Genomic DNA, 25,239 nt, shown 5'->3' with positions numbered 1-25,239 from the left:
CTAGTAAAAATCCGAACGGTTATCTTCGATATCCGCCTTGCTTTTTAATGCTTCATAAACCCCGGTAGTAACGCGTGGTCCAAGCGCAGTATTCAAACTGGTAGCATACGGGGCATAGTTCGTCATCTCGGGGGCGGCCTGCTTGCCGGTTATCTGAATTTTGAAGACTCCGGTCTCCCCTTCGATCAGATCAGAAGTAGCTCCCTGCTCCATACTCATCGCCGTTCCGATTACCAAAGGTTCGCGGCCTGCGGCGGGAATAGTAGGCGATTTAATGTTTAAGGCGGTAGCCGTGCTCACCTGGACGTTGTTGTCCGCTGCAATGGTCTGCATATCCTTTCCGGCATTAGCAGCAATTATCTGTGCGGCTTTCTTTTCGCGACGCAGGATCGGCAATACCTGTACGGAAGCATCTTCAGTAGCCATAAGCCCTTCCCGGTAAGTAGCCGTCAACTGGGCTACCGCATACCCGTCACTCAAATCAAATCGGCGGATATCGCCAATTTCGGTATCCCGGTTAAATGCCCACTGTACGATGCGACGCTGTGCGCCGATACCTGGCAGGTTTTCATCCATTGCCTTGATTTTGTTCACCGGGCGGACGGAATAGCCATTTTCTTCAGAAATACCCCCAAAGGTTTCAGGGCTTTCCGCTACGGACATTTCAAAACTTGTGGCTTCGGTAAAGAGGGCGTTAATGGTTTCTTCGGATGGTTCGATGTTACGGCTGAGGGTAGCGATCTGAACCACATCTTCCTTAGCGTCGACCTTTACGATATGATACCCGAATTCTGTTTCCACCAGGTCAATGGTACCTACAGGGTTACCGAAGGCAAAATCATTAAAGGCAGGTGTCATGATGCCTTCCTGGAAGAAACCGAGATCTCCGCCCTGAGGTGCAGAAGGACCATCGGAGTTATCCCGGGCCAGTTGCGCAAAGTTGCCTTCATTCTCGCGAGCCTGCTGGAGTAATTCCTGGGCGCGGGTTTTGGCTTCCTCCTGCGTACGTGTAACCGTTGGGTTGGCACGTTGCGCTCCCTGGTAAGCGATCAGGATGTGGCTGGCCTTAACGGCGCCATCAGCTTTACGCCCCATCATACGGGTGTACTTGTAGGTATTGTTTTCTTTATACGGACCGTATACCTCCCCAACTTGTAAATTCAGGATGGAATCGGCGAATTGGGCCGGCATAACACGACGGCTGATATAGGTGGTGTCGTATGGCGTGTCTGAATTGCGATCCAGGAAGGCTGCCATATCGGTAGCATTGCGGAATCCGTATTCAACACGGGTACTGTCTTTGGCGGTTGCATCAAAGACTTCCTCGTCCTCGAGCAAGGCGGCCAGATCGTCCTGGATTTTTTGCTCATCGGCTTCAGATGCCGACTCCCGGAAATAGACATAGCGAATGTCGCGGGCGGCCTCCTGCTTGAAATCTGCTTCGTGCTCCTTCATGTAGGCGGCGATTTCCTCTTTGGAAACGGAAATGGTGCTATCCGGAATGGAGGTGTACGGTACGCGGACGTAGCTGATATCTACTTTGTCATTAGACATGCGGTAGTCCCACTCCCCTTCTTTGAGGGTCGCTCCGATCCCGGCGCGGATCAGGTCAAAATACGTCTGCTCCTTGGCAGCACGCATCAGGGCCTCTTCGGTTTGCAACCATTGGGCATATTGGGCCGGGGAATTCAGGCGCAGGTCCGAAATGGTATTGCGGAAGGCATCTTCATCGAAGTTTCCGTCGGCATCCTGAAAATTGGGGTTCTGCGTAAACGTTGGATTGGTGCGGATCAGGTTCATGATCTGATCCTGCTGGATTTCGATCCCCAACCTTTCGAATTCCTGGTCCAACAAGGTATTGCGAACCGTCTGATCCCAAACGCGGTTGACCATTTGGGTGGAAGTGGCCGAAGCCCCAAAGGTTCCCTGAGCAGCTTCCATTTGCTGGCGGAAGGCATCAATTCCAATATCTTCTCCATTGATTTCCCCAACCGTTGAGCCGATATTTCCGCCTCCCAGACCGCCTCCGCGGGTGAGAACGTCAGAAATTACAAAGGCGAACAGGGCCATCCCGATGATCAGGATAAGAACCGTGGTACGTTTGCGGATATTTTCGAGTATTGCCATCTTATGTGGATTTCTTTAAATCAGTGGGCGAAATTACCATTTTCTAACCAATAATAAAAAGGAAATCAGGGGATTCGAGAGGGTTTTAGTCGGCATCGAGAACCTCGAGGGATACCAGATCAATTTTGTGATTACTCACCTCGAGAATTTTAAAGAAAAACGGGCCGATCCGGATTTCGGTATCCTGCTGGGGAATCTCCCCGGTTTCGTGGAGAATCATTCCTCCCAGCGTACCGTATTCGTCCCCTTCTGGCAGGTCCAGGCGGTATTGCTCGTTGAGGTAGTCTACCTCCAGCCGAGCCGAAAATTTGTAGTGATTATCCCCGATTTCCTCTTCTACCAGGTCTGTGGAATCGTGTTCGTCTTCTATTTCCCCGAATAACTCTTCGATGATATCCTCCACCGTTAAAATCCCCGAAGTCCCCCCGTATTCGTCCAGGACCACAGCCATGCTTTTCCTCTTTTTAGTGAGCACGTTGAGGATGTTGTGGATTAACATGGTTTCCGGTACGTATTCCACCGGCAACAGGATACTCTTTATGCTCTTGGGCTTTTTGAAGAGCTCATAAGAGTGCACATAGCCAATGATATTATCGATGGTATCCTTGAATATCAGGATTTTGGAGTAACCGGTAGCCGTAAAAAGTTTCGTCAGGTTTTTGGGGGTGTCGTGGAGTTCCACGGCCGTAATTTCTGTACGCGGCACCATCACCTCCCGCGCCTTTACTTCGGAAAACTCCAGCGCATTCTGGAATATCTGGATCTCGGAATCCACCTCATCTTCCTCCTCCACGGTCTCCATCTGCTCCGTAATATAATCCCCCAGTTCCAGCTTGGTAAAAGAAACCTGTACGTGGTCCCCATCGGATTTGAAGAAGAGCTTCAGCACCACATCGGAAATCCAGATAACCCCTTCCGAAATCAGCCAGAACAACTGGTAGAAAATGTAGGCCGGAACAGCCAGGACTTTGAGGAGGGTATTGGAATAAATCTGGAACAGCACCTTAGGCAGGAATTCCGCTGTAAACAAGATGATCAGGGTGGAGATCACGGTTTGAGACAGCAGGGAAAAATCCGTAAGCAGGGAATTGATTATCGGGTAAGCGGAAGGCAAGAGCGATTGGAACCATTCCATCAGCAACTCCCCCATATAGTAGGCATAGACCACCAGGGCAATATTGTTCCCGATGAGCATGGTGGTGATAAACTTGGAGGGTTTCTCCGTAAGCCGGGTAAGGATCCCCGCGAGGATGCCCTCCTGCTTTTTCTCAATTTCGATATGGATGCGGTTCGCCGAAACAAAAGCGATTTCCATCCCAGAGAAAAAGGCGGAACACAGCAGCGATATTACGATGATGGTTATTGCCAAAGCCGCTTACTCCTTGTCTGAGTCCATGCGCCTGCGTTGGGCTTCAAATTTGCGCCGGTAACGCCGACGGAAAAGGAACATCCCTAAGGAAACAACCGCAAACAGGATAAAGAGGTAACTGCGATCCCGTTCCGTTGACCATGTTTGGCTGACCTCATAAATCGAAAGCACGGCTACTGCCAGGTAGAGGTACTCGGTATATCTTAAAATTTTTATCATGAACCTTCTTCTTTGACCCGCATTTCCCCGCCGGTCTTATGGGCATTAAAATAGCTAAATTCCCGGTTAAAATCCATTCCTTCCCCATTGAGCACCGTTCCTTCTTCCGGGTTGGTAAGGGTAAAACGGGCTTCCGTAAAAATCCAATCGTTGCTGCGATCCCAGAAGAGCTGTTCGGTTTCCAGCATCTTTCCGTCCTGGGTCTGCATTATCACATTGCCTTTGAGGTCAAAGAGGTTGGTCTGCGCATAGATAATGGCATAATCGGCCTCTATGGTGCTGAGGCGCCCCTCTTCGTCGTAATGCTCCACCCGGAGACCATCGGGGAAGGTGCGGTATTGGAAGCGGAGGTTGGTATAATCTTCGCTTACCGGGCTTTTAAGGATGGCGATGATTCGGGTAGTGCTGCTGTCCTGGGAATTCAGGTTCTCAGGCGCCTCGGTATAGGTGAGGGTAAAATCACTGGCTACCCCCTGAGGGTAAACCGGATCTACGGCTTCATCTCCCACCCGCTCGTACTTGTCCTGACAGCCCAAAACAAAGATTGCCACGGCAAAAACCGTGGCAACACTTCGTAATCTGGAATGCGATTTATGTCGCATGTAAATCCTTATAAGTTAGGCACTGTAACAGATCCACCAACCCAGCAGGAGAAGGTAAGGGTCTTACCAGCCATCCCGGAGTTGAAAATATCCGTTTTGGAAGGAGCCTTGGCAGAGTAGCTCGCAGCGGCCTGATTGGATCTTCCGCTAAGGGAAGGATCAACGCGCCCGGCACGTCTGGCCATATCGGCTGCTTTCCAGTAAATCGCACGCTTCTCAAATGGAGTGCTTCCACAATCGTTTGCACTTCCTGCATAGAGGTTAGCGATCAGCAAATACGCCTTTCCGTTAGCACTGTAAGCATCGATAGCCTTCTGGGCATACGAACGCGCCTGGCTCTTGCTAAACCTTCTGGCCACCGTGGCCGCCTTGTAGAAAATATCGGAGCGCTTTTTTGAATCGGTTTCCAAAGAAGCTGCCTTATCAAAATCAGCAATAGCCCCTCTTGTATCGCCATCCTTTACTTTAAGGGTAGCTCCATAGAGGTAAGCACTTGGAGAAGGATCCAGTGCGATCTGAGCTTCAAAGAGCTTGCGGAACATGGGGTCGTCGATACATTCTTTGGAGAACATACGCCCTACGGCACGCTTTACCCAATTTACATCGGTTTTCTTTTCTTCAAAACTCTTCTCGTAAAGCGGGATCAGGTTCTCACAATCGGCGAGATCTCCCAACTTAGAATCGATACTACCGGCAATCTTACCGTAGTTCTCAGAATAACTATTGTAGGCACGAAGGCGTTGCTTTTCCTTAGAAGTAAGCGTTCCGGCCTCTTCCTTGGGAAGTAGCTTAGTAATCTGCGCCAGGTACTTTTCGTTTACTGATTCGATTTGCTCAGTAACGTCGTCGTATACGTCAAATACTTCCTGCAGTTCTTTTTTGCCCCCTTTGTGCAAGTCTACCAAAGAAGAGAAATACAAATACAGTGACTTTGGATTGTCAAAGTTCTTCTTGTCTTCGTTAAAGGCCTTGGTAAGCATGGAATACAACTCAGCATCATCGGCCATTTTGTTGTCGTACATAACATTGGCCTTATCGCTCATCACATCGGCCATGGAATAATCCTTAGGGAAGTACTCCATACTCTTGTCATACAGGGCAATCAGGTCTTTGATGTATCCTTCCTTTTCGGCCCCGGAAGAGTTATCTATTTTATAATCGAGGATTTTCTCCCCGTAGGAGAAGTTGGCCTTATTGATACCCGGGCAGGCCTCGTAGACCATTTTCCAGGGTGCATAGGCAGCCTCGTAATTCTTAACTTTTGCGTGTTCCGCGTAGATGGAAAGATTCGTCATACATTCCGGATTCTGCGCCTGGGCCAGAGCCGGGGCAGTACAGCCGAAAATCATCAGTAACATCAGGTAAAATTCCTTTTTCATCTTATCTAGTTCTTTAAGGGCGTGTAAATTACTAATTTTTTATCAATTGATCCGGCGTTTCTGGAACCACCTTGAATTGAACGAAAGTCCCAGATTAACCTTGAAATAACTCTCACGAACCAGGCTGTTCATCGTGGTGCCACGCCGGCCCAACTCAAATCCCAGGTTCAGGTTGGAGAAAAGACTGCTGATGTCTCCTCCCAGTGGTACCCCTAAACCAAATGTTATGCCAAAATCCTCGAGGGGCTTGTCATTTACGATGTATCCCGTATTATCCAGACGAAATCCAGCCCGGTACACGATCCGGCTGAAATAGGAATCAAGGGATTGAAAATTCGGGATAAAGTAGCCGCCAATTGCAATGCTGCTGGCATCTTCAAAGGTTACATTGTCGCCCTGCAGGAATACGTTTTGAAAATCACTGAATTGCTGCAAGCTATACTCCGCGCCGACAAACCAGTGCTTATCTTCCCCGATACCTGCTCCCAGAGAATAGGTTGTAGGGACTTTTATTTCTGTAAATCGCAAAAACTCCTCATCGAGGTTTACATTGATAGACTCTATAGTATTGCCATTGGATGGTACAAAGGTTTCAATGCGCTGCTCATTGGTGGAAACCAAATTTCGCTGGGTCGCCGCCCGCGCAGACAAGAATAAAGTATGCTTGTCTGTTATTTGCGGTTGATAGGTAAGGGCATAATTGAAATCGAAACCATTGATCTCCGAAATGCGTTCGTCCAGGGTGCCAAAAACCACCCCCTCCTCAATTTGAATGCGTCGGTAGGTAACCCGCCCGAAATTGAAATTCCCCGTAGCGCCGATATGAAGCTCGGGGGTAATAGCGAAGCCTAATGATAAGAAGGCCTGGTTTATTCCTCCTGTTCCGGTAAAGCTCCTGACAATTTCCCCGCCTTCGGCATTGCTGGAAAATTGCTCCAGGTTGTATCCCACAGAAGAATACGGCTTAATTCCGAAGGCAACTCCGGCGCGCTGCAGTTTAATTGGAAATGCAATGGCCAGGTAATTTAAATTGGATACCGAGGAGTTTTGCGCATCGTCAAAGGTTTCCAAACGAAGTTCCTGGTGGGATATGCCTGCCGTGTAGACTGTGGCGCCCAGTTTCCCAAGGGCCGCAGGGTTGTTCAAATGCAGGTGGATACTATCGGTATAGATGCCCAGACCACCCATGGACTGGTTTTCCACGGTGCGCACCTGGCGCAAATCACCCACACCCAGTGAGGAGTACGGAGACACGGTGCCGTCTTGAGCACCGGCAGTAAAAATCACAAAGAAAAGGCTTGCGAAAAAGAGGCGTTGTAGCATTTAGCTCTTGTTGTAATCCAGCAGCTGATTCAAGCCCTGAAGCAAAAAATTAGGAAGGGCAAATATGGTATTTTTTAGTCGGTTAGACAAGAATTGCGAATCCCCTCCTGTTAAAATCACTGTTAAATTCTCAAAATGAGAACGATACTGATCTATAGTACCATCAAGTTCAAAACAGAGCCCATTAACCACCCCGCTGTGGATACTGCTTTCAGTGGCATTTCCTATCAGGGCCATCGGGGCTTGGGGCTTAAGTTCAGGCAGTTTGGCCGTAAAGGTATTCAGCGCCCGATATCGCATGCGCAGGCCAGGGGAAATAGCCCCGCCCATGTACTCACCAATATCGTTTACCATATCGTAGGTAATACAGCTCCCGGCATCGATCACCAAAACATTCTCCTTCTCCTTATAATAATAGGCGGCTGTGGCCAGCGCCATCCGATCTGCCCCGAGCGTCTGGGGAGAGGCGTAGGCATTTTTATACGGAACCCGGGTAAGCGCGGAGACCACATGGACTTCGCAGAAAACGGATACGACATCCCGCGCCATGGTTCCCAGCGAGCCTACAGAAGCCAGGATGGCATGAGATATTCCCGGGTAATTCGAGAAGGTATCGCGAATAGCCCCTGCAAAGCCTTCCTTATCGGTGGTCTGGGTGTGCTCCAGCTTGCCCCGGATAAATACCCCGAGCTTGATAGATGTATTCCCTGCGTCTATGACCAGATTCATACCTCAAAGATCGGGAATTATCCTTTTTTACCAGAAATGTTGGTTCTGTCTAAAAATGAAATTATATTTGCCCCCGCCTTCACGTAAGGCAGGCCTGCTCCGGCAGGCCACGCTTAACATCCTGGTACCTTAGCTCAGTTGGTAGAGCAACGGACTGAAAATCCGTGTGTCCCTGGTTCGATTCCTGGAGGTACCACTTAAAGCGACAAAACCCGCTCCGATTGGAGCGGGTTTTTTGTTTTCGGGACGCGCGGAAAGCTTGCTTTCCAAAGCGGGCTGGAAACAAAAAACACCCGCCGCGCTAGCGGTGGAGGGTTTTGGCATTTTCAGGCGGGGGACCAAAGGAACACCGAGCAAATGCGAGGTATCTCCTGGATCCGACTACTTTCAGGTGGGGGACCAAAGGAACACCGAGCGCCAGCGAGGTATCTCCTAAAGAATAGTTTTCTCCCCCTAAAATAATTCCCATCCCAAATCAGTTAGATATTGAGAAATTGACGTAATTCGATTCGTAATTCTCAACCCTTATCTTAAATGACTAACCTCCGCCTTCCGATATTCACCCTCGTACTTACACTTTTGTTCTTTAGCTGCTCTAAGGACGATGGGCCCGAAAATCCTACTCAACAGGATGTAGACCCGGAATTACTTTACGGAACCTGGGCGATTTTCCAGGGAGAACTGCAAGGAGAGGTCGTTGACATTCCCCCTACCAGCCCGGCCTGTGGCCTGGATTTCTTTACCATTTCACCAGACGGTACGTACCGGGACTATGTATTCTTTGACAACAATCAATGTATTCCTGAAGTAAGTGAATTGAATTGGGAACTGCGAAATGGGATTATCACCCTCAGGGACCAGTTTGGTCAGAGCTTAACCCTGAACGTCGTAGACTTACGCAGCAATATTTTCATCTTCACCGCGGAGATCGATTTTGATGAGGACGGTACCCTGGATACCTTTAAATTTAGAGCAAGACCCTACAGCCCCCCGGCATTTGACAATGTGTCGGTCACCTTCTTCCCCAACTTTGAAGCGCGGGATCGGATTGAATTTACCTGGGATGCCTATGCCGGAGGAGACTTCAGCCGATATGAAGTATATCGAAGCACAAGCTGTCAAAAGGAGGATGCCGAGCTGGTAGGCATAATCGGGGAGCCGGAAACCACAACATTTATTGATGAAAGCCCTGTGGCTGGGGATCAGCTCTGTTATTTCCTCCGCACCTATACCGCAGACGGACTCTTAGGGGAGAGCGATATCCAAACCGTATTTCCCGGTGATCTCGAAATTTTACCGGTAGCCATTACCGATATTTCGGCCAGTGGAAATCAGATAAACCTGAGTTGGGAACCTTTTACGGGTTATTACTTCGCCAAATATGAAATCTATGTCCTGAATCATGAAGCGAACTCAACGGGTTATGCATTTCAGGAGGAAAAAATAGCGGAGATTACCGATGTGGGAACAACCAGCTTTACTGATATGGACCCGCCCTACCTGAATAACCCCATCTATGAGGTTCGGGTGGTCAACACCTTCGACAACAACAGTACCCAATTTGGCAGACTTTCCTCCGAAGTGAGCTATCAGCGTCCTGGTTTACTCCCAGTTTCTTCCATTATGAAGTGGACCTACGACGAGAATGAACCTACGCTGTACATCCTCGGAAATGATGCCCAGGATAATCAGCAACAATTGATGCGCTTTAATTACGAAACCAATCAGACCCTAATCTCCGGCGATTCTCCCGATACCTCCTCCGCCGTATTCATGAAAATTGTGGACTCTGGCTTTGGAAAAGAATTACTCCTGCAGATAGGCGGAGATCTTTGGGTTTATGACGCAGCGACCCTGGATTTCAAATACTTGTTGGAACCCAATACGGGCTTCCTGTTTATAACCGATATTGCGTACCGCGGTAATGGGGTATGGCTGGTTGCTGATAGCGACAACCTATATTCCTTTACAAGGACCAACAACACCCTGAACCCGATAGCCCAGGAGGCCCTTTCATTCAATGCACAAAATGCCGGGCAATTCCAAATAATTACCCTGGGCGCCACCAAGGTATTGGTCGGGCATGAATTCGCTTCGGAGTCTTATACGTTTGAAGTAGACGCGGGTGGAAACTTCAGCAACAAGCAAACATTCAACACCCTCCGCTGGAAGGACTTTCAGCGCAATTATTTCTACAATGCCGCTCAGAATGTTCTCCTGGATAATCTGGAACGTGGAATCTACGAGACCAATAATTTCAGCTTCCTGCAGTTCTACGACCGGCCATTCCTCGCCACAGGACTTAGTCAGGATGGAAATTATATTCTGGGAACTGACAATGATCCCCAGTGGTTTATCGATGAGAATTCCCTGCATGAACGCAGGGCTACCAAATTCAATCGGAATACCAATACCCCCGAAGACGTCCTGACTATCGGATATCCTTTAATCGTTTTTGAAACGAGTGACAATCAGACCGTCTGCATTTCCTCCTGGTTCAAACGAGAAGGTATCTTCGGTTTTGCCCCTAAGCCCGATATTTTTGTGGAGATATTGGAATAGATTTCGCCTGTCCCATCTACAAAGTCATCGATAGCGAGGAGTAGATTCAAAACCCATATTTAAACCAAAAACCCTTTAGGCTACAACAGCTGGAAGGGTTTTTCATTTTCAAGTTGGTTACATAATGTTTCGCATGTCTATCTATACCTTTGAGGATCAGGTTGTTTTGGATCCCAGACACGCGATTTAATCAAAAATGGGACAGATAAGAAGGCAATTCGGATAGTAAAGAAGCCTTTTTCCCACAGAACCTTGCCAAATCCGGTAATCCGACCCCTTCAGCGCAGTTTGATCCAGGATTAATTTGTATCTTCTAATACTTGATAATCAACAACCTAAACCAATTTATTATGAAAAAATCAGTGCTAATTATTGCGCTATTTCTCGGATTCGTCTGTAGCGCGCAGGACACTTATTTTACGATTTACAATTTCAATGTAGAATCACAGGATGTTTCCACAGTTTACGATTTGTTCGATGATTATTTTTCGAAGAACAAACCCGAAGGTGTCATGGTTTCCCTATGGGAGAATCATTTTAACGACAGTGAAAATAACTTCTCACATGCTGTAGTATTTGCCGGAAGCCTGGATGCCATGGGGGCGATGTACGCTGGAGGTAATAACGATGCCTGGAACTTATTTCTCGCACGGGTCAACCAGCATATGGAAAGCGGCTTCAGCTCTGCCATGGGGAGACAGTTAGCCCAATATGGAGATGCTAGCGTACAGCATCCGTTTCAGCGCTATTTCCTCCTGGATGTAGATGATATGGGCAAATGGGTGGACTCCTATAAAGAAATGCAGTCCTCCAACAACCCGGACGGGCGGCTCAACATGATGGGAACCATTTCGGCGGGTATCGGTCCTGACGGTGCCAATGCCTGGGTGATCAATGGGTTCAAAGACTTTAAAACGGCGATGGCCGGGGTAGGAAGCCTTAGGAGTGATGCGGAAAAAGAAGCCAGCAGCAAAGCCTGGGAAAAACATCAGGAAGAAGGAGGAGAAGTAAAACTAGTGCGTAATGGCTTACGCATCCTGCTGAAAACGTGGTAATTCCGCTTTTTATCTAATTAAGGCTTCATTTCACCGAATTTTCGGCCCATTTCCTGAGTTTGGCATCCTGATGGCACTATACATGGCAGAACCCATAAAAACTAGTGCCATGAAAACAACACTACTTATTAAGGAGATATATACTGAAGCTTTTAAAGACCTGGGGAACTTCCTGGTCAAGAACTATTTTAAGGTATTTGCCTGGTTTAGCTTTGTGCTGTTCTTTGTGGTATTGTATGCCTTTATTTTCAGGTTGTCTACGGGCTTTGCCTTTGACTAGTCTTGAAAATGCAAATTACAAGCAGGCTAAATAAATAGTTTAGAATACACTTGCTAACTCAGCATATTGCCTAGGAGGCAGTCGGAACCCGGCTGCCTTCTTTCATTTCAGCAAGGATACGATCCACTACGGTCCCGGCAACATCCGGGTAATCTACCTGTACGCGATGGTTGGAGGTTACCCATGCCCGGAGTGCGGGAAGGGCTTCCTCGGACAGAAATTCAACAACGGGCACTCCCATTTTGCCAAGAGCGGCAGCATTACACTGTTGCTCGTATTGTCCCTTCATGGGTATCACGCAGAGTTTCTTGCCCATAAACAACGCCTCGGAGGGGGTCTCAAATCCTGCTGCGCATAGAATTCCTGAAGCGGTACTTACGCTTCCCAAAAAACCCATATTCTGGATGGGTTTTATCACTATATTATCAAAGGCATAAGCTTTTTTGCTGTGCTTGGAGAAGACCTGCCATTGCACATCGGGAATTTTGCTGAGCACTTCTAATATGCGTCCATCCGAGTATGCCGGCAAATAGACTGTATAATGTCCCTTATCGCTGAGTTTTGCCTTCCGGATGCCCTTACGGATAACCGGGGTATAGATCCCGGGTTCGTATGCCTGAAAGTGGAAGCCGTACTGATGGCTAACCGGGGCATATCGCTTAAGGATTAATAATCCCAGGTGATCCCGCTTTTCGGGTTGGGGCGCCGAAGGAGCGAGTACGGCGGCCTGGTGGCTTACTCCCACGCAGGGTACCCCTCGGAGTTTACAGGCCCAGGCGGAAATTGGCTCGAAATCGTTAAGCACGAAATCGTAATCCCGAACCGGCAGGCTGCGGATTTCCTGTTGGATGCGGAAGGAATTTGTTCGCAAATAGGTATTCCACAAATCAACGCCCCCTTGTTTGCCGAAAATAAAACTGATCCCGCGCATGCAGTATTTTACTTCATAAGGCAGAGGGATATCGGCCTGAATACCGCTAACCAGTAAATCCAGGTCTACGCCCCGATTCAAAAGCTCTGGGATAATGGCGCGGGCCCGACTCAGGTGTCCGTTCCCGGTTCCCTGTATGGCATAGAGTATTCGCATCTTAGGCTTTCAGTTGGAATTCATGGATGAGCTGCTGCTGTAGCAAACGCAGGTCCAGGGGTTCTTCCTGCTCTGCGGCTGGTGGGGCAGCCTGCAGGGACAGATCTTGTTCATAACTGTAGATTCGCCATTTACCGCGGTGGTATTCCAGGGAAGTCAGGTTTTCTATCCAATCTCCGGAGTTCAAATAAGTGACTTCTCCTTTTTCTGACCGGATTTGACGTATTTCCGGCTGGTGGATGTGTCCGCAAACCACGTAGTCGTAGCCGTTTTCGATAGCGATATCCGCGGCGGTTTGCTCAAAATTGCCAATGAACTTTACCGCAGATTTAACGCTGTTCTTTATCCTTTTGGACATGGAAATCTTTCCCCGACCCATTTTGGCACTCAGGTAGTTTACGGCACGGTTAATCAGAATCAGGGTATCATATCCAATAGCGCCCAGGCGAGCCAGCCACTTGCTGTGTTGCATGGTTACATCAAAGACATCACCGTGAAAGAACCAGGCTTTTTTACCCTCCAGATCCAATACTACCTTATTGACGATTTGGAAACTCCCCAGTTCAAATCCGCTGAATTTTCGCAACATTTCGTCGTGGTTACCCGTGACATAATACACGGGCACCCCCTCGGAAGTCCATTGCAGTAGTCGCTTAATTACTTTCATGTGGGATTTAGGCCAATACCTTTTTGAAAATTGCCAGATATCTACAATGTCCCCGTTGAGGATCACCTGCTTCGGGCGAATAGATTTCATGTAGCGAAGGAGTTCCTTGGCATGGCAGCCGTAAGTGCCCAGATGGATGTCGGAAAGGACCACGAGGTCAACAGAACGTTTGCGTCTCATGGAATACAAAGATCAGGCGGGTTATTTGAACTTATGGTAAAGCCCTCGTGATCAAATATTAGTATTTGAGTTAGCAGAAAGTTAGGGCATGGCGCCGGCCAGGGGAATTCTGCCGGAATATTTACAAAACCAAAACATAAGGTTTACAAAAGTCTAACCCGGCGCGCAGCAGGAATGCCTAGATTTGACTCTCATTCATTGCAAAGCAAAGTTGAGTTAGTTTGGTTATAACCGGCACCTGGGGGGGTGCCGGTTTTCTTTTTTGAGGCTTCACAACAGATTTCAGCACTTTCGCAACATCTGGTATGCCGTTTATCGATGATTTTCCAGAATGGTCGTCGGAACCAAAATTGTCCTCAATCGGCCAATTGCTCGTTTTTTCGGTCAACCGGCGAAAAAAAGGTACTTAGTCGAGGTTTTCCTCCCTGAAATCCATTCTCGGGACAAAATCAAAATAGTGCCCGCATCTTTGAACCAAACAAAAAACATTAACCCCGATAATCTTAATTTATTATGAAGACAACACTACTCATTAAAGAGATCTATCTCGAAGCTTTTAAAAACCTGGGTAACCTTTTAGTGCGTAACTACTTCAAGATTTTTGCCTGGTTCAGTTTTGCTATGTTTTTCGTAGTGCTTTACGCCTTCGTATTCCGTTTGTCTACCGGATTTGTCTGGGACTAAGGAATGACTCTGGCTCAAAAGACTACCCTTAACTCAAAAAGACCCTTATAATGCGAGATCACAGTTTACAAAGCACCCTGACTGGCATGGGAAGGATGCTTTATAAATTCCGAACGGCAATCCTCTTTAGCATGTATTTGCTGGCTGCCATGGCCTATGCCTGGCGCTGGATCCCTTACTAGGAAGCAGTAGTTTGCAAATCCTATATTTGCAACTAGGAATGAAAACCCCCGAAACTGGAATATTCCGGTCGGGGGTTTCCTAATTTTAGACCTTTGACTCCAACTGCTGACCAGGCCCTGCTGATCTTTACCCGAAACCCGGAACTCGGGAAATGCAAAACGCGACTTGCCGCCACTATAGGCGATCAGGCCGCCCTGGAGGTATACAAACACCTCTTGAGACACACCGCATCACAAGCGGAATCATTTCAGGAAGCCGACAAATTCGTCTATTTCACAGAAGCCCTGGGTACCGGGGAATTCTGGAACCCAGAGCGCTTTGAATACAAACTCCAACAGGGTTCGGACCTGGGTGAAAAAATGCAAAATGCCTTCATGGAGGCTTTCCATGCCGGGTATAAACGCGTTGTGCTGATTGGCAGCGACCTCCCGGATTTAGATACCCAGGTCCTGAGCGATGCCTTTGCAGCACTTCAGTCACAAAAGGTAGTCCTGGGACCCGCTTCCGATGGGGGTTATTATTTGGTTGGCCTGGTGGAAGTACCTGGGCAAATCTTCAGTGGAAAAGCCTGGGGTGGCCCCGAAGTTCTGGCCGACACCCTGAGCGACCTGAAAGGAATTCCGGTATCTTTACTGGCAGAAAAAAATGACGTGGACCGGTATGAGGATATCGCCCACCGCCCTGAATTCAAACCCTACATAACGCATATTTCAAAATGACCCAGAAGCAACTCGATAAATCCGCTGCCTTCCTCCGGGGGAAAGGCTTTGAAGCCCCTGAAATTGGTATTGTACTAGGCACCGGCCTGGGTCGGATGGTCGCTGAGATTGAACAACAAACCGTTGCCCATTATCACAATATCCCTTACTTCCCCCTGGCTACCGTGGAGTTTCATAGCGGTAAACTCATCTATGGGGAAATCGCCGGGAAAAAAGTGGTGGTCATGCAAGGTCGCTTCCACCTGTACGAAGGATATGAATTTAAAGACATTACCTACCCGATCCGCGTGATGCGGGAGCTTGGGATAAAGAAATTATTGATTTCGAATGCAGCCGGCGCCATTAATCTCGGATTTAAGAAGGGCGATTTGATGCTGATCGACGACCACATAAACCTGCAGGGTGGTTCACCCCTGGCCTTTAAGAATGTTGCCGAATTCGGCGAGCGCTTTGTAGATATGAGCAAGCCGTATGATTCAGATTTGTGCAAGGCCCTGGAAACAGCCGCCGACGAGGAGGACATCGTTTTGCGCAAAGGGGTCTATGCCTCCGTTGTTGGGCCGCAACTGGAGACCCGCGCGGAATATCGCATGCTGAAAACCCTGGGTGCCGATGCCGTAGGAATGAGCACCGTGCCCGAGGTCATCGTCGCCAATCATTTGAAGCTTCCCGTTGCCGCCGTTTCCGTGCTGACCGACGAATGCGATCCGGACAACCTGGAACCAATCAATGTGGCGGAAATCCTGGAAATTGCTGCCGCAGCCGAACCCCGGCTGGTAAAACTTTTCAAAAAAGTTATAGCGGCTATGTAAGGTCGTGATACTTTTTTACACTAATTCACCTACATTTAACCACTACTCAAACTATCCCCTATGAGCTATTTGCAAGCCACAGAAGAACTATATCGCGACGCAGCCATAACCCCTGATGTAGGATTGTGCTGTACCACCAATCCGATCTGGCAATTACCCGGATTATCCGTCCCGCGCATTATGCAGGAGATGAATTACGGCTGTGGAAGTACGGTTAGTGCCCAGGACCTCATAGGCGATCCCAAAGTGCTCTATGTAGGCGTAGGTGGAGGTATGGAATTACTCCAATTTTCGTATTTCTCCCGTCAGAAAGGAGGGGTGATCGGCGTAGATGTGGTCGATGAAATGCTGGAAGCTTCACGAGCAAACTTCAAAGTTGCTGAGCAGGAGAATCCCTGGTTTTCCAGTGACTTTGTGGATTTGGTAAAGGGAGATGCCCTGGCGCTGCCCGTTGCGGATGAAAGTGTAGATGTGGCTGCCCAGAATTGCCTCTTCAATATTTTTAAAGAAGCAGATCTTCGCAAGGCAGTATCAGAAATGTATCGGGTACTGAAACCTCACGGGCGCCTGGTAATGAGCGACCCGGTTTGCGAATACCCTTTGAGCGATACCCTGCGTAACGACGACAGGTTACGCGCCTTATGTATTACAGGTAGTATCCCGCTTCAACAATATTTAAAAGTACTTACGGACGCCGGCTTTGGAACGATTGAAGTTCGCGCCCGTCGCCTGTATCGCATCCTGAGTCCGCAGCATTACGATGTAGACCAGATCATACCCATCGAATCGGTGGAGGTAGCTGCCATTAAAGATCCGATGCCGGAAGACGGACCTTGTGTGTTCACCGGGAAATCTGCTGTGTATTACGGTAAGGAGGAACTCTTTGACGACGGCAAAGGCCACGTGCTCCTGCAAAACCAGCCCCTGGCTGTTTGCGATAAAACCGCAGCTGCCCTGGCTGCCTCCCACCCGGAGATCTACGTAAGCGAAAGTACCTGGCATTACGACGGAGGAGGTTGTTGCTAAGTGGTCCGCATAAGCCTGATTATTCCAGTTGTTGACGAAGCGAAAAACCTCAGGCATACCTTGCCCCTGCTCCGCGCCCGCTGTATTACGGATGCAGTAACGGAAATTATTGTTGTCGATGGTGGCAGCTCGGATGAGAGTATCCGGGTAGCTCGTGAAGCAGGAGCCCGGGTTATCCAATCGGATCGGGGCCGGGCCAAACAAATGAATGCGGGAGCTGCCGCAGCTTCCGGAGAACTCCTCTACTTTTTACATGCCGACACCCTTCCCCCTGAAGGCTTTGATCGATCTATCCAGGATGCTTGCCATTTCAATTCGGAGAAAAAGCCAGCGCTCACATCGGGTTGCTTCCGCCTGAAATTCGACTGGAACCATCCCGTGCTAAACTTCTTTGCATGGTGGACGCGGATTAATCATCCGATTTGCCGGGGCGGGGATCAATCCCTCTTTGTCCCAAAAAGCTGGTTCACCCAGCTGGGTGGTTTTGATGAGACGTATCGTATCTATGAAGACAACGAATTCATCAGGCGCCTGAGCAAGGCGTACCCTTTTGAAATCCTTAAGTCGAGTGTGATTACCTCAGCACGTAAATACCGTGAACTGGGCGTGTGGCGCCTGCAGTATCATTTTGCGCGCATCCACTTCCTCTATTACTTGGGTAAGAGCCCGGAGGTGATGTATGGATATTACAGCAGGCATATTGCTTCCCGACTTCAGGAACGCCAACCCGGAATGGTGGGTGGAAAAGATCAGCATTACCGCAAAATCAGTCCTTCTTCCTAGACTCGTAGTCCGTAAGTATTCCTTCGCAGATCCAATTGGCCAGGGCCTGGCGGTTGTCGGGATCCAGGATACGACGCTGATCCTTCTTGTTGCTGATATTCCCGACTTCAATGAAGGCGGTGGGTGGATGGGTGTTCTTGACCACATAGAGATTGCTGCGATCCTTGAAGGTACCGTTGTATTTACGATTCGGTTGGTAGTACGCGTACTTTTGCTGGAAGGTTTTATGGATGTGTTCCGCCAGACGCTTTCCCTGGGTACTTTTCTCATGGTGATAGAAAAACACATCGATATTCTGTCCGCTGCTTCGACTGTCTACATGGGTAACGATCAGGCGCTGGTGCTTCCCGCGATGCTTGGCATATAATTTATTAACTGCTTCGGTGCGCTGCTTCAGGCGCGCCAGTTGGTTCAGGGGAATGCGCTTATCCGGGTAGGCTACTTCGTCGTGGTCAATAGGGAGGATGCGCTCATCGCGAATGCCGTCGTCGGGGTCCCGGATAATGATATAGACCATAGCCCCGTGCGAAAGCAAATAGCGCCCCAGCCTCAGGGTAATGTCGTAGGCGTATTCGTCCTCGGCAATAGCCTTTCCCCCGTATTTAGTCATTGCCCCGGGATCCGGACCACCATGCCCGGATACCAGGTAATAAACCGTCCCTTCCAGGCGCTTACTTTCCGGGCTCACCCGTTCGTATTCCGGTCCGAAAATTTCATAGATTTCCCCTTCTTCCTCCGGGGCTGAAGCAGTAACATCTGGCTCCGACCCAGAAGCCACGTCTTCAGCTTCGTCTTTTGGCTCCTCTTCAGGCTGGTCTTCAGGAGTAACGGCAGGTACAACCTCAGGCGGAGCTGGTCCCGATGCAAGTACCGGATCCCCGGATTCCGTTACCGGGAGAAAATAGGTAGTTCCTGCGCTGAGTTGTCCATCCTCGCCCAATTTCTGGGCATTGATCTCCATAAATGCTGTCAGGAATTCCCCAGGGTTGATCCCGTGTTTGCGGAGCAAAGAGTACGCGCCATCTCCAGGAGAAGCTACTGCCAATAAGAGACTGTCCGAATGCTCAGCTTCCTGGGAGAAGGCCGGGAATGCCAGAAAACAGGCAAGAAATAAAAGGATGAAGGGGCGCACCATTCGATGACCGTTTTACAAAGGTTATCAAAAAACTTGCCGAAATGCAACAAATCAAGAAGGCTTAGTTTGCCTGGCGATAAAATTGGCGGATGACTCCCTCTGCGGGCTTATTCTGCGGGGTAAACCGGTTATTATCCGGACCCCCCGACATGGGATGGTGTATAAACCATTTCCACACGAACCCCCCGGCAAACCAGGGTTCCGACCAAAACTCCTGAAAAAGGGCAGTCATCGCATTGGCTTGTGCCTCGAGGTTTACCCGTTGATTTTCGCTGTCAACGAGCCAGGGTTTCTCAGCGGTATAATCCATGGAGCGGTACCCGTATTCCGTAAACAAAACCGGACGGGCAATGGAATCAGAAAGGGTCTTGATATCCGTTTTCCAACGCTGCCATCCCGCCCGCAATTCTTCTACATCGGGATCCCGGGCTTCGGACAGGGGGAAATAGGCATCCAACCCGATATAATCCAACTTCGCCCAAAATGGTGTCCGCGGATATTCATCCCAGTTGGCCGCATAGGTAAGTTTTCCGGAATATATTCCCCGAATTTCTGCAATCAGGTTATCCCAGTACTCCGGGCGGGCGGCCACGAATTCCTCCAGTTCCGTGCCGATACAAAAGATTTCCGCATCGACCTCTTCGGCCAGGGCGGCATAGTTGAGAATGAAATCCCGATACTGCGCTTCTAACCGCACCCAGTCTTCTTCGGTTTGCATCTCCAAATCCCCGGTAAAGATTCCCCTCCAGATCCACAATTGCGGCTTAATCATGATCCTTACCTTGTTTTCCTGCAACAGTTTGGAATACTGCTTGGCCCCCTTACGGGTTTCGCCAAACCATTGCCGATCGGTGTCGAAAATGATTTCCGGGTCGTTGGGTTCGCGGATAAATCCGAATGGCATGACCGCGGCAAAATCGGCATTGACTGCCAGCATGGAGTTTACATGGGCCTGGGTGGCAGGCTCCCGGGAGGCGACAAAGCTCACTCCGTTCACCCGGTCAATCGGGGCTTGCTGGGCAGCACAGCCCGCTACCAGGGTGGCAGCGAGCAGTCCAAAAGTATACTTCAGGAAGGATGTCATAGCTGCTTAAAGATAAATATTTATGAGAATTTACCCTCCGCCCTGATAAGTTCGTATCTTTTTTCCGACCAACCCAAAAACAAACCGCCAATTATGCATATAGCCATCATTGGAAATGGAATTTCCGGGGTTACTGCCGCCCGGCATATCCGAAAAAATTCAGACCACGAAATCACCCTGATTTCAGCAGAAACCGATCACTTCTTCTCCCGTACCGCCCTGATGTATATCTATATGGGGCACCTTACTTACGAGCAGACCAAACCCTACGAGAACCATTTTTGGAAAAAGAACCGCATCGGCCTCAAAAACGCCCGGGTGAGCCGGGTAGTCCCTGATAAAAAAACACTGGAGTTCGAAGGTGGGGGAAGCCTGAGCTATGACGCTTTGATCATTGCCACCGGTTCTCAGCCCAATAAGTTTGGTTGGCCGGGACAGGATCTCGATGGGGTACAGGGATTGTATTCCAAGCAGGACCTGGATGCCCTGGAGGAGAATGCCCCCAATAATAAAGTATGCAAACGCGCCGTCATTGTCGGAGGCGGACTTATTGGGATAGAACTGGCCGAAATGCTCACCACCCGGGATATCCCGGTAACCTTCCTGGTCCGGGAATCCAGTTTCTGGAATGGGGTGTTGCCCGCCGGAGAATCGGCCATGATCAATGAGCACATTCGGGAACACCACATTGATTTACACCTGAGCACCAACCTCACGGAGATCCTCGCCGACGAAAACGGACGAGCCCGAGCTGTGGTAACCGACAAAGGGGAAACCATTGAATGCGACCTGGTAGGGCTAACCGCCGGAGTGCGACCCAATATCGGGTTTCTGGAGGGCAGTGGCATCGAAACGGACAAAGGGGTTTTGGTGAACCGGTTTCTGGAGACCAATCTCCCGGACATCTATGCCATTGGGGATTGCGCTCAGCAACGGGAGGCGATCGGAAACCGACGAGCAGTAGAAGCGGTTTGGTATACCGGGCGCATGATGGGGGAAACCGTAGCTCAGACCCTTTGCGGGAACAGGCGACAATACAATCCGGGGCATTGGTTTAATTCGGCCAAATTCCTGGATATCGAATATCAGACTTATGGATGGGTCTTCAGTGAACGCAACAAATCTGAGGAGGAAGCCCACTTCCACTGGAGGCACCCGAGTGAAAAAATATGCCTGACCATGGCCTATGATAAGGCCAGTGGAAAATTTCTGGGACTAAATAATTTTGGAATGCGGCTAAGGCATGAAACTTTCGATGCCTGGCTTAGTGCCGGAGCTTCGGCCGAAACGGTAATGGCTAATCTGCCCCAGGCACATTTTGATCCGGAATTCTACCGAACCTACTATCCGGAAATTCAAAAAGCCTTCCAGCAACATTTATCAAAACATACTGCCCAGGAATTAACTCAAAACTAAACCAACCATGAATACAACAGCATCACTTTCCCTGGCCGGAGGGCCGCCCAAGGCCCTGAATACCTCGCAGCGCCTGGCAGTGTTACTTGGATTTTGCGGACTTTTCATCTTTGCGCTGGCCCTTTTTGGAATCGATATTCCAAACCCGGCCGTTTGGTTAACCGCTTCCCTGACCCTGATTTTTATTGGGACACTTTGGTTTTCAGCTGCAGCCTACAAGGGCTTGCCCAAAGGAATCAAAAACAATGGGGTCCTCTTTAAGTCTATTTCCGGCAGGGGCATCTGGGCCTGGGGCCTCGGCATCGTCCTCACCGGTTTCTACATCGTACTTTATTTCTATCCGGAGTACCTCGGGCTGGTTTCCGACGGGCCTAACCGGGGTCTGATTGCACTTTTTGATCCCCTGAGCCGGGCGTTGAGTGGCAACCCGGCCAGCCAATGGTTTGTCTACGGTAGTTTATACACCCTGGCCATCCTGGCCTTTGGCGCCAAATTCATCTGGAAGTACCGGCATAACCGCTACGAAATCATTCGCACATGCAGCGTTATGTTCTTTCAGCTTTGCTTTGCCTTTCTGATTCCGGAAATTATGGCACGCCTCAATGGCGACCTGCCCTATTATGATCTAAAGAATGTATGGCCCCTGAACTATTACAACTTCGAACGCTATCGGATTAATGCCTTTATCGAAAACGGGAACCTGGGCCTGGCCATGCTCATTTTCGGGATACTCTCCATTTTGGTGATCACTCCTATTCTGACGTATTTCTACGGGAAACGCTGGTACTGCTCCTGGGTTTGCGGATGTGGTGCCCTGGCCGAAACCGCCGGAGACTCCTTCCGCCAGCTGAGCGACAAAAGCAAGTTTGCCTGGAAAGTTGAACGGTGGGTGGTTCATTCCGTACTCGTATTTGTGGTGTTGATGACCACAGCGGTCATTTATTCCTACCTGGGCCCGGACAATTCCAAATACTGGCTGAGTAAATCCCAGTTCCTGCTGGGTGTTGCCGGCCTGCTTACCCTGGTTTTTGCCTGGATCATGATCTACCGACGGGAGCAACTCAAAAAAGATGCCCGCTACGGGGCAATCGGGTATATGGTGATTATCATGGGCCTGATCGCCTTCCATTTCCTAAGCGACTCCGGACATGTCTTCCTCTTTAAGTCTGAAAGCCTGAGAAAATCGTACAGTTTCCTGATTGGAAGCGTGTTCTCAGGAGTAATCGGCACGGGCTTCTACCCCATTTTCGGCAGCCGCGTTTGGTGCCGTTTTGGATGCCCTATGGCAGCCATTATGGGATTACAGCAACGCCTCTTTTCCCGATTCCGGATCACGACCAACGGCGGGCAATGCATCAGTTGCGGGAACTGTTCGGCCTATTGCGAAATGGGTATCGATGTTCGCGCCTATGCACAAAAGGGCGAAAACATTGTAAGGGCAAGTTGTGTAGGCTGTGGTATCTGTTCGGCGGTTTGCCCGCGCGGGGTATTACGCCTTGAAAACGGCCCCCTGGAGGGTCGCATTAATCCCACAGAAGTATTATTGGGCAATGATGTAGACCTGATGGAATACGTAAACAAATCCTCCTAAAGGCGCCAATGCGTTCAAAAATTTACCTCATTATCCCTGCTCACAACGAGGAGGATTCCATTGGAAAAGTTCTGGCGGAAATTCCGGAACTGGTTACCGAAACGGTTGTAGTGGATAACGATTCCTCAGACCAAACTACTGCCAAAGCGCGAGCTGGAGGGGCCACGGTGCTCAGCGAAGGGAATCGCGGTTACGGATACGCCTGTCTAACCGGGATAGAATATTTCGCCAAAAAATCCAAACCCCATGATATTATCGTATTTATGGATGGGGACTATTCGGATTACCCCGAAGAGTTGCCCAAGGTTGCAGGACCTGTCCTTGCCGGAGAGGCCGAAATGGTGATCGGAGCGCGCCGCAAAGAACTGCGTGAACCCGGATCCATGACGCCCCAGCAAATTTTCGGCAATTGGTTGGCAACTTCCCTGATGCGTTTGTTGTATCGGGCAAAATATACCGACCTGGGACCTTTCAGGGCGATTCAATTCGACGCCTTGCAGTCTCTGGAAATGGAAGACAAAACATACGGCTGGACAGTGGAAATGCAGCTAAAAGCCCTGCGAAAGAAGCTGCGATATACCGAAGTACCAGTGCGTTACAAAAAAAGAATTGGAGTCTCGAAGGTATCCGGAACCATAAAAGGTAGTATATTTGCGGGCATAAAAATCCTGGGTTGGATTTTCAAACACAGTTTTAGCTAATATGGGACTAACTATTGCCTACATTATCATTGCAGTTTACAGCCTTGCGCTGCTCTTGATTTTCTTCTATAGCCTCTCGCAGCTAAACCTGCTCCTGAACTACCTGGGGCACAAACGCAGCAACCAGGAAGCGCCTAAATTCAACTTGCTGGATCCCAAAGAAATTCCATTCGTTACCATACAGCTTCCTATTTATAATGAGGAGTATGTGGTGGAGCGTTTGCTGGAGAATATCGCCCAGATCGAATATCCAAAAAGCAAGCTTGAAATCCAGGTCCTCGACGACTCTACGGACGATTCCGTCCACCAGACTGCAACGATGATCGAGGAACTCGCTAAAACCGGCCTGGACATTAAACATATACGTCGTGAAAATCGCGAAGGATTCAAGGCTGGAGCACTCAAAGAAGGGCTCGAAATCGCCAAGGGGGAATTCATCGCTATTTTCGATGCCGACTTCCTCCCTGGAAAAGACTGGCTTAAGAAAACCGTTCCCTATTTCAAGGATGAGGAAATCGGAGTGGTTCAAACCCGCTGGGGTCATATCAACCGCGACTACTCCACCCTGACCAAGATCCAGGCGTTTGCCCTGGACGCCCACTTTACCCTGGAACAGGTCGGACGTAATTCCAAAGGACACTTCATCAACTTTAACGGTACCGCCGGAATCTGGAGGAAGACCTGCATCTTCGATGCCGGGAACTGGGAGGGTGATACCCTCACCGAAGATCTCGACCTGAGTTACCGCGCCCAGTTAAAGAACTGGAAATTCAAGTACCTTGAGGATGTGGAAACCCCTGCAGAATTACCGGTAGTTATTTCCGCCGCCCGCTCCCAGCAATTCCGCTGGAACAAAGGTGGGGCCGAAAACTTCCGCAAGACGGTTCAAAGCGTAATCCGCGCGAAAAACATTCCGTTCAAGACAAAATTCCACGGGGTCATGCACCTGCTCAACAGCACCATGTTCCTCTGTGTATTTATCGTTGCCCTGCTGAGCATCCCCATGTTGTATATCAAGAATATTTACGGTCACCTCGACTGGGTATTTGAGGTTACCAGCTTCTTTATTGTCAGCACCATTATCCTGTTTGTCTGCTACTGGTTTACCTACAAAAGTATTCAGGGAAGCAGCCTGGATAACTTTGTAGACTACATCAAATTGTTCTTCACATTCTTCTCTGTTGCCCTGGGCTTCTCGCTGCACAACACCGTAGCTGTCCTGGAAGGGCATATGGGAAAACGCTCTGAGTTCGTCAGGACGCCGAAGTTCAATATCAATAACCTGGCCGATAGCTGGAAAGGCAATAAATACCTGACCAAAAAACTCAGTCCGAATATGGTGCTGGAGTTTGCCCTGATGGTATACTTCCTCTTTGGGATGTACAGTGCCATTCCGCTGAATGATTTTGGTTTGTTCCCATTCCACTTCATGTTGTTCCTCGGCTTCGGTTTCGTCTTTTTCAAGTCCCTTACCGCGAAGGCCTGATCGGCACACGGATTTCCTGAATTTTTTTAGTTAATTGCAG

At 49.3% G+C, this 25,239-nt stretch carries 24 protein-coding genes and 1 tRNA gene; 14 read left to right on the top strand and 11 right to left on the bottom strand.

Going from position 1 to position 25,239, the window contains the following annotated elements:
* The 7 genes from BM318_RS07440 to BM318_RS07410 form a co-directional block, all read right to left on the bottom strand.
* Entirely contained in the window at positions 1-2,127 is a 2,127-nt protein-coding gene (locus tag BM318_RS07440) for a peptidylprolyl isomerase (RefSeq protein ID WP_092981878.1), read from the bottom strand.
* 85 nt (positions 2,128-2,212) lie between these two features.
* The gene (locus tag BM318_RS07435) at positions 2,213-3,496 is read right to left on the bottom strand and encodes a hemolysin family protein (RefSeq protein WP_262501548.1); all 1,284 of its coding nucleotides are present in this window, start codon (positions 3,494-3,496) and stop codon (positions 2,213-2,215) included.
* A 6-nt stretch (positions 3,497-3,502) separates the two neighbouring features.
* Positions 3,503-3,715, bottom strand: a complete 213-nt coding sequence (locus tag BM318_RS07430) for a hypothetical protein (RefSeq protein ID WP_092981876.1) — start codon at positions 3,713-3,715, stop codon at positions 3,503-3,505.
* Positions 3,712-4,317: an LPS export ABC transporter periplasmic protein LptC gene (gene lptC / locus BM318_RS07425; RefSeq protein WP_092981875.1), complete on the bottom strand. Its 606-nt coding sequence runs from the start codon at positions 4,315-4,317 to the stop codon at positions 3,712-3,714. Before lptC ends, BM318_RS07430 begins: the two co-directional genes overlap by 4 nt.
* Before the next feature lie 8 nt (positions 4,318-4,325).
* On the bottom strand, positions 4,326-5,696 hold the full coding sequence (locus BM318_RS07420; protein ID WP_092981874.1) for a tetratricopeptide repeat protein: 1,371 nt from the start codon (positions 5,694-5,696) through the stop codon (positions 4,326-4,328).
* 42 nt (positions 5,697-5,738) lie between these two features.
* The gene (locus BM318_RS07415) at positions 5,739-7,019 is read right to left on the bottom strand and encodes a BamG family beta-barrel-assembly machinery protein (RefSeq protein ID WP_092981873.1); all 1,281 of its coding nucleotides are present in this window, start codon (positions 7,017-7,019) and stop codon (positions 5,739-5,741) included.
* Complete coding sequence (locus BM318_RS07410) at positions 7,020-7,748, bottom strand: type III pantothenate kinase (protein WP_092981872.1); 729 nt, start codon at positions 7,746-7,748, stop codon at positions 7,020-7,022. It abuts the gene before it with no gap.
* A gap of 123 nt (positions 7,749-7,871) precedes the next feature.
* Between BM318_RS07410 and BM318_RS07405 the strand changes: the two genes are divergently transcribed.
* The 4 genes from BM318_RS07405 to BM318_RS14410 all read left to right on the top strand — a co-directional run bounded on the left by BM318_RS07405 (position 7,872) and on the right by BM318_RS14410 (position 11,645).
* A tRNA-Phe gene (locus tag BM318_RS07405) sits at positions 7,872-7,944 on the top strand.
* A gap of 338 nt (positions 7,945-8,282) precedes the next feature.
* On the top strand, positions 8,283-10,310 hold the full coding sequence (locus tag BM318_RS07400; protein ID WP_092981871.1) for a fibronectin type III domain-containing protein: 2,028 nt from the start codon (positions 8,283-8,285) through the stop codon (positions 10,308-10,310).
* A 350-nt stretch (positions 10,311-10,660) separates the two neighbouring features.
* On the top strand, positions 10,661-11,365 hold the full coding sequence (locus BM318_RS07395) for a hypothetical protein (RefSeq protein ID WP_143099938.1): 705 nt from the start codon (positions 10,661-10,663) through the stop codon (positions 11,363-11,365).
* 109 nt (positions 11,366-11,474) lie between these two features.
* Positions 11,475-11,645 (top strand): DUF6747 family protein, encoded by a 171-nt coding sequence (locus BM318_RS14410; protein WP_177218270.1) that lies wholly within the window; start codon positions 11,475-11,477, stop codon positions 11,643-11,645.
* 70 nt (positions 11,646-11,715) lie between these two features.
* Here BM318_RS14410 and BM318_RS07385 read toward each other — a convergent pair whose 3' ends face one another.
* Both BM318_RS07385 and BM318_RS07380 read right to left on the bottom strand, forming a co-directional pair.
* Positions 11,716-12,732 carry a glycosyltransferase family protein gene (locus BM318_RS07385; protein WP_092981868.1) on the bottom strand — a complete coding sequence of 339 codons (1,017 nt, stop codon included), beginning with the start codon at positions 12,730-12,732 and terminating at the stop codon, positions 11,716-11,718.
* A 1-nt stretch (position 12,733) separates the two neighbouring features.
* Positions 12,734-13,579, bottom strand: a complete 846-nt coding sequence (locus tag BM318_RS07380) for a UDP-2,3-diacylglucosamine diphosphatase (protein WP_092981867.1) — start codon at positions 13,577-13,579, stop codon at positions 12,734-12,736.
* A gap of 513 nt (positions 13,580-14,092) precedes the next feature.
* On the opposite strand from BM318_RS07380, the gene BM318_RS14405 reads away from it, so the two are divergent.
* The 6 genes from BM318_RS14405 to BM318_RS07355 all read left to right on the top strand — a co-directional run bounded on the left by BM318_RS14405 (position 14,093) and on the right by BM318_RS07355 (position 17,786).
* On the top strand, positions 14,093-14,263 hold the full coding sequence (locus BM318_RS14405; RefSeq protein ID WP_177218269.1) for a DUF6747 family protein: 171 nt from the start codon (positions 14,093-14,095) through the stop codon (positions 14,261-14,263).
* Positions 14,264-14,313: 50 nt separating this feature from the next.
* Positions 14,314-14,445: a hypothetical protein gene (locus BM318_RS14530; RefSeq protein WP_262501547.1), complete on the top strand. Its 132-nt coding sequence runs from the start codon at positions 14,314-14,316 to the stop codon at positions 14,443-14,445.
* A gap of 93 nt (positions 14,446-14,538) precedes the next feature.
* Positions 14,539-15,165: a TIGR04282 family arsenosugar biosynthesis glycosyltransferase gene (locus BM318_RS07370; RefSeq protein ID WP_092981865.1), complete on the top strand. Its 627-nt coding sequence runs from the start codon at positions 14,539-14,541 to the stop codon at positions 15,163-15,165.
* Positions 15,162-15,977 carry a purine-nucleoside phosphorylase gene (locus tag BM318_RS07365; RefSeq protein WP_092981864.1) on the top strand — a complete coding sequence of 272 codons (816 nt, stop codon included), beginning with the start codon at positions 15,162-15,164 and terminating at the stop codon, positions 15,975-15,977. Before BM318_RS07370 ends, BM318_RS07365 begins: the two co-directional genes overlap by 4 nt.
* A gap of 60 nt (positions 15,978-16,037) precedes the next feature.
* Complete coding sequence (gene arsM / locus BM318_RS07360; RefSeq protein WP_092981863.1) at positions 16,038-17,003, top strand: arsenosugar biosynthesis arsenite methyltransferase ArsM; 966 nt, start codon at positions 16,038-16,040, stop codon at positions 17,001-17,003.
* Positions 17,004-17,786 carry a TIGR04283 family arsenosugar biosynthesis glycosyltransferase gene (locus BM318_RS07355; protein ID WP_092981862.1) on the top strand — a complete coding sequence of 261 codons (783 nt, stop codon included), beginning with the start codon at positions 17,004-17,006 and terminating at the stop codon, positions 17,784-17,786. It abuts the gene before it with no gap.
* Here BM318_RS07355 and BM318_RS07350 read toward each other — a convergent pair.
* Together BM318_RS07350 and BM318_RS07345 are read right to left on the bottom strand one after the other, a co-directional pair.
* Positions 17,770-18,921 carry an N-acetylmuramoyl-L-alanine amidase family protein gene (locus BM318_RS07350; RefSeq protein WP_092981861.1) on the bottom strand — a complete coding sequence of 384 codons (1,152 nt, stop codon included), beginning with the start codon at positions 18,919-18,921 and terminating at the stop codon, positions 17,770-17,772. The genes BM318_RS07355 and BM318_RS07350 overlap by 17 nt on opposite strands.
* Before the next feature lie 61 nt (positions 18,922-18,982).
* The gene (locus BM318_RS07345) at positions 18,983-20,005 is read right to left on the bottom strand and encodes a glycoside hydrolase family 113 (protein WP_143099937.1); all 1,023 of its coding nucleotides are present in this window, start codon (positions 20,003-20,005) and stop codon (positions 18,983-18,985) included.
* A gap of 90 nt (positions 20,006-20,095) precedes the next feature.
* Here BM318_RS07345 and BM318_RS07340 point away from each other — a divergent pair, with 90 nt between their 5' ends.
* Genes BM318_RS07340 through BM318_RS07325 form a run of 4 tightly spaced genes read left to right on the top strand, consistent with a single transcriptional unit; the run spans position 20,096 to position 25,199 of the window.
* On the top strand, positions 20,096-21,421 hold the full coding sequence (locus tag BM318_RS07340) for an NAD(P)/FAD-dependent oxidoreductase (RefSeq protein WP_092982113.1): 1,326 nt from the start codon (positions 20,096-20,098) through the stop codon (positions 21,419-21,421).
* Positions 21,422-21,428: 7 nt separating this feature from the next.
* Positions 21,429-23,012, top strand: coding sequence for a 4Fe-4S binding protein (locus BM318_RS07335; protein ID WP_092981860.1), 1,584 nt, complete (start codon positions 21,429-21,431; stop codon positions 23,010-23,012).
* Between the two features lie 8 nt (positions 23,013-23,020).
* A complete protein-coding gene (locus BM318_RS07330; RefSeq protein ID WP_092981859.1) occupies positions 23,021-23,713 on the top strand; it encodes a glycosyltransferase family 2 protein in 693 nt (230 codons plus the stop codon).
* Position 23,714: 1 nt separating this feature from the next.
* Positions 23,715-25,199: a cellulose synthase family protein gene (locus BM318_RS07325; protein WP_092981858.1), complete on the top strand. Its 1,485-nt coding sequence runs from the start codon at positions 23,715-23,717 to the stop codon at positions 25,197-25,199.
* Positions 25,200-25,239: the final 40 nt, after the last annotated feature.

The organism is Robiginitalea myxolifaciens, from assembly GCF_900115205.1.
In the GTDB taxonomy this organism is placed as follows: Bacteria; Bacteroidota; Bacteroidia; order Flavobacteriales; family Flavobacteriaceae; genus Robiginitalea; species Robiginitalea myxolifaciens.
This window is presented reverse-complemented; position numbering and strand designations above follow the sequence as displayed.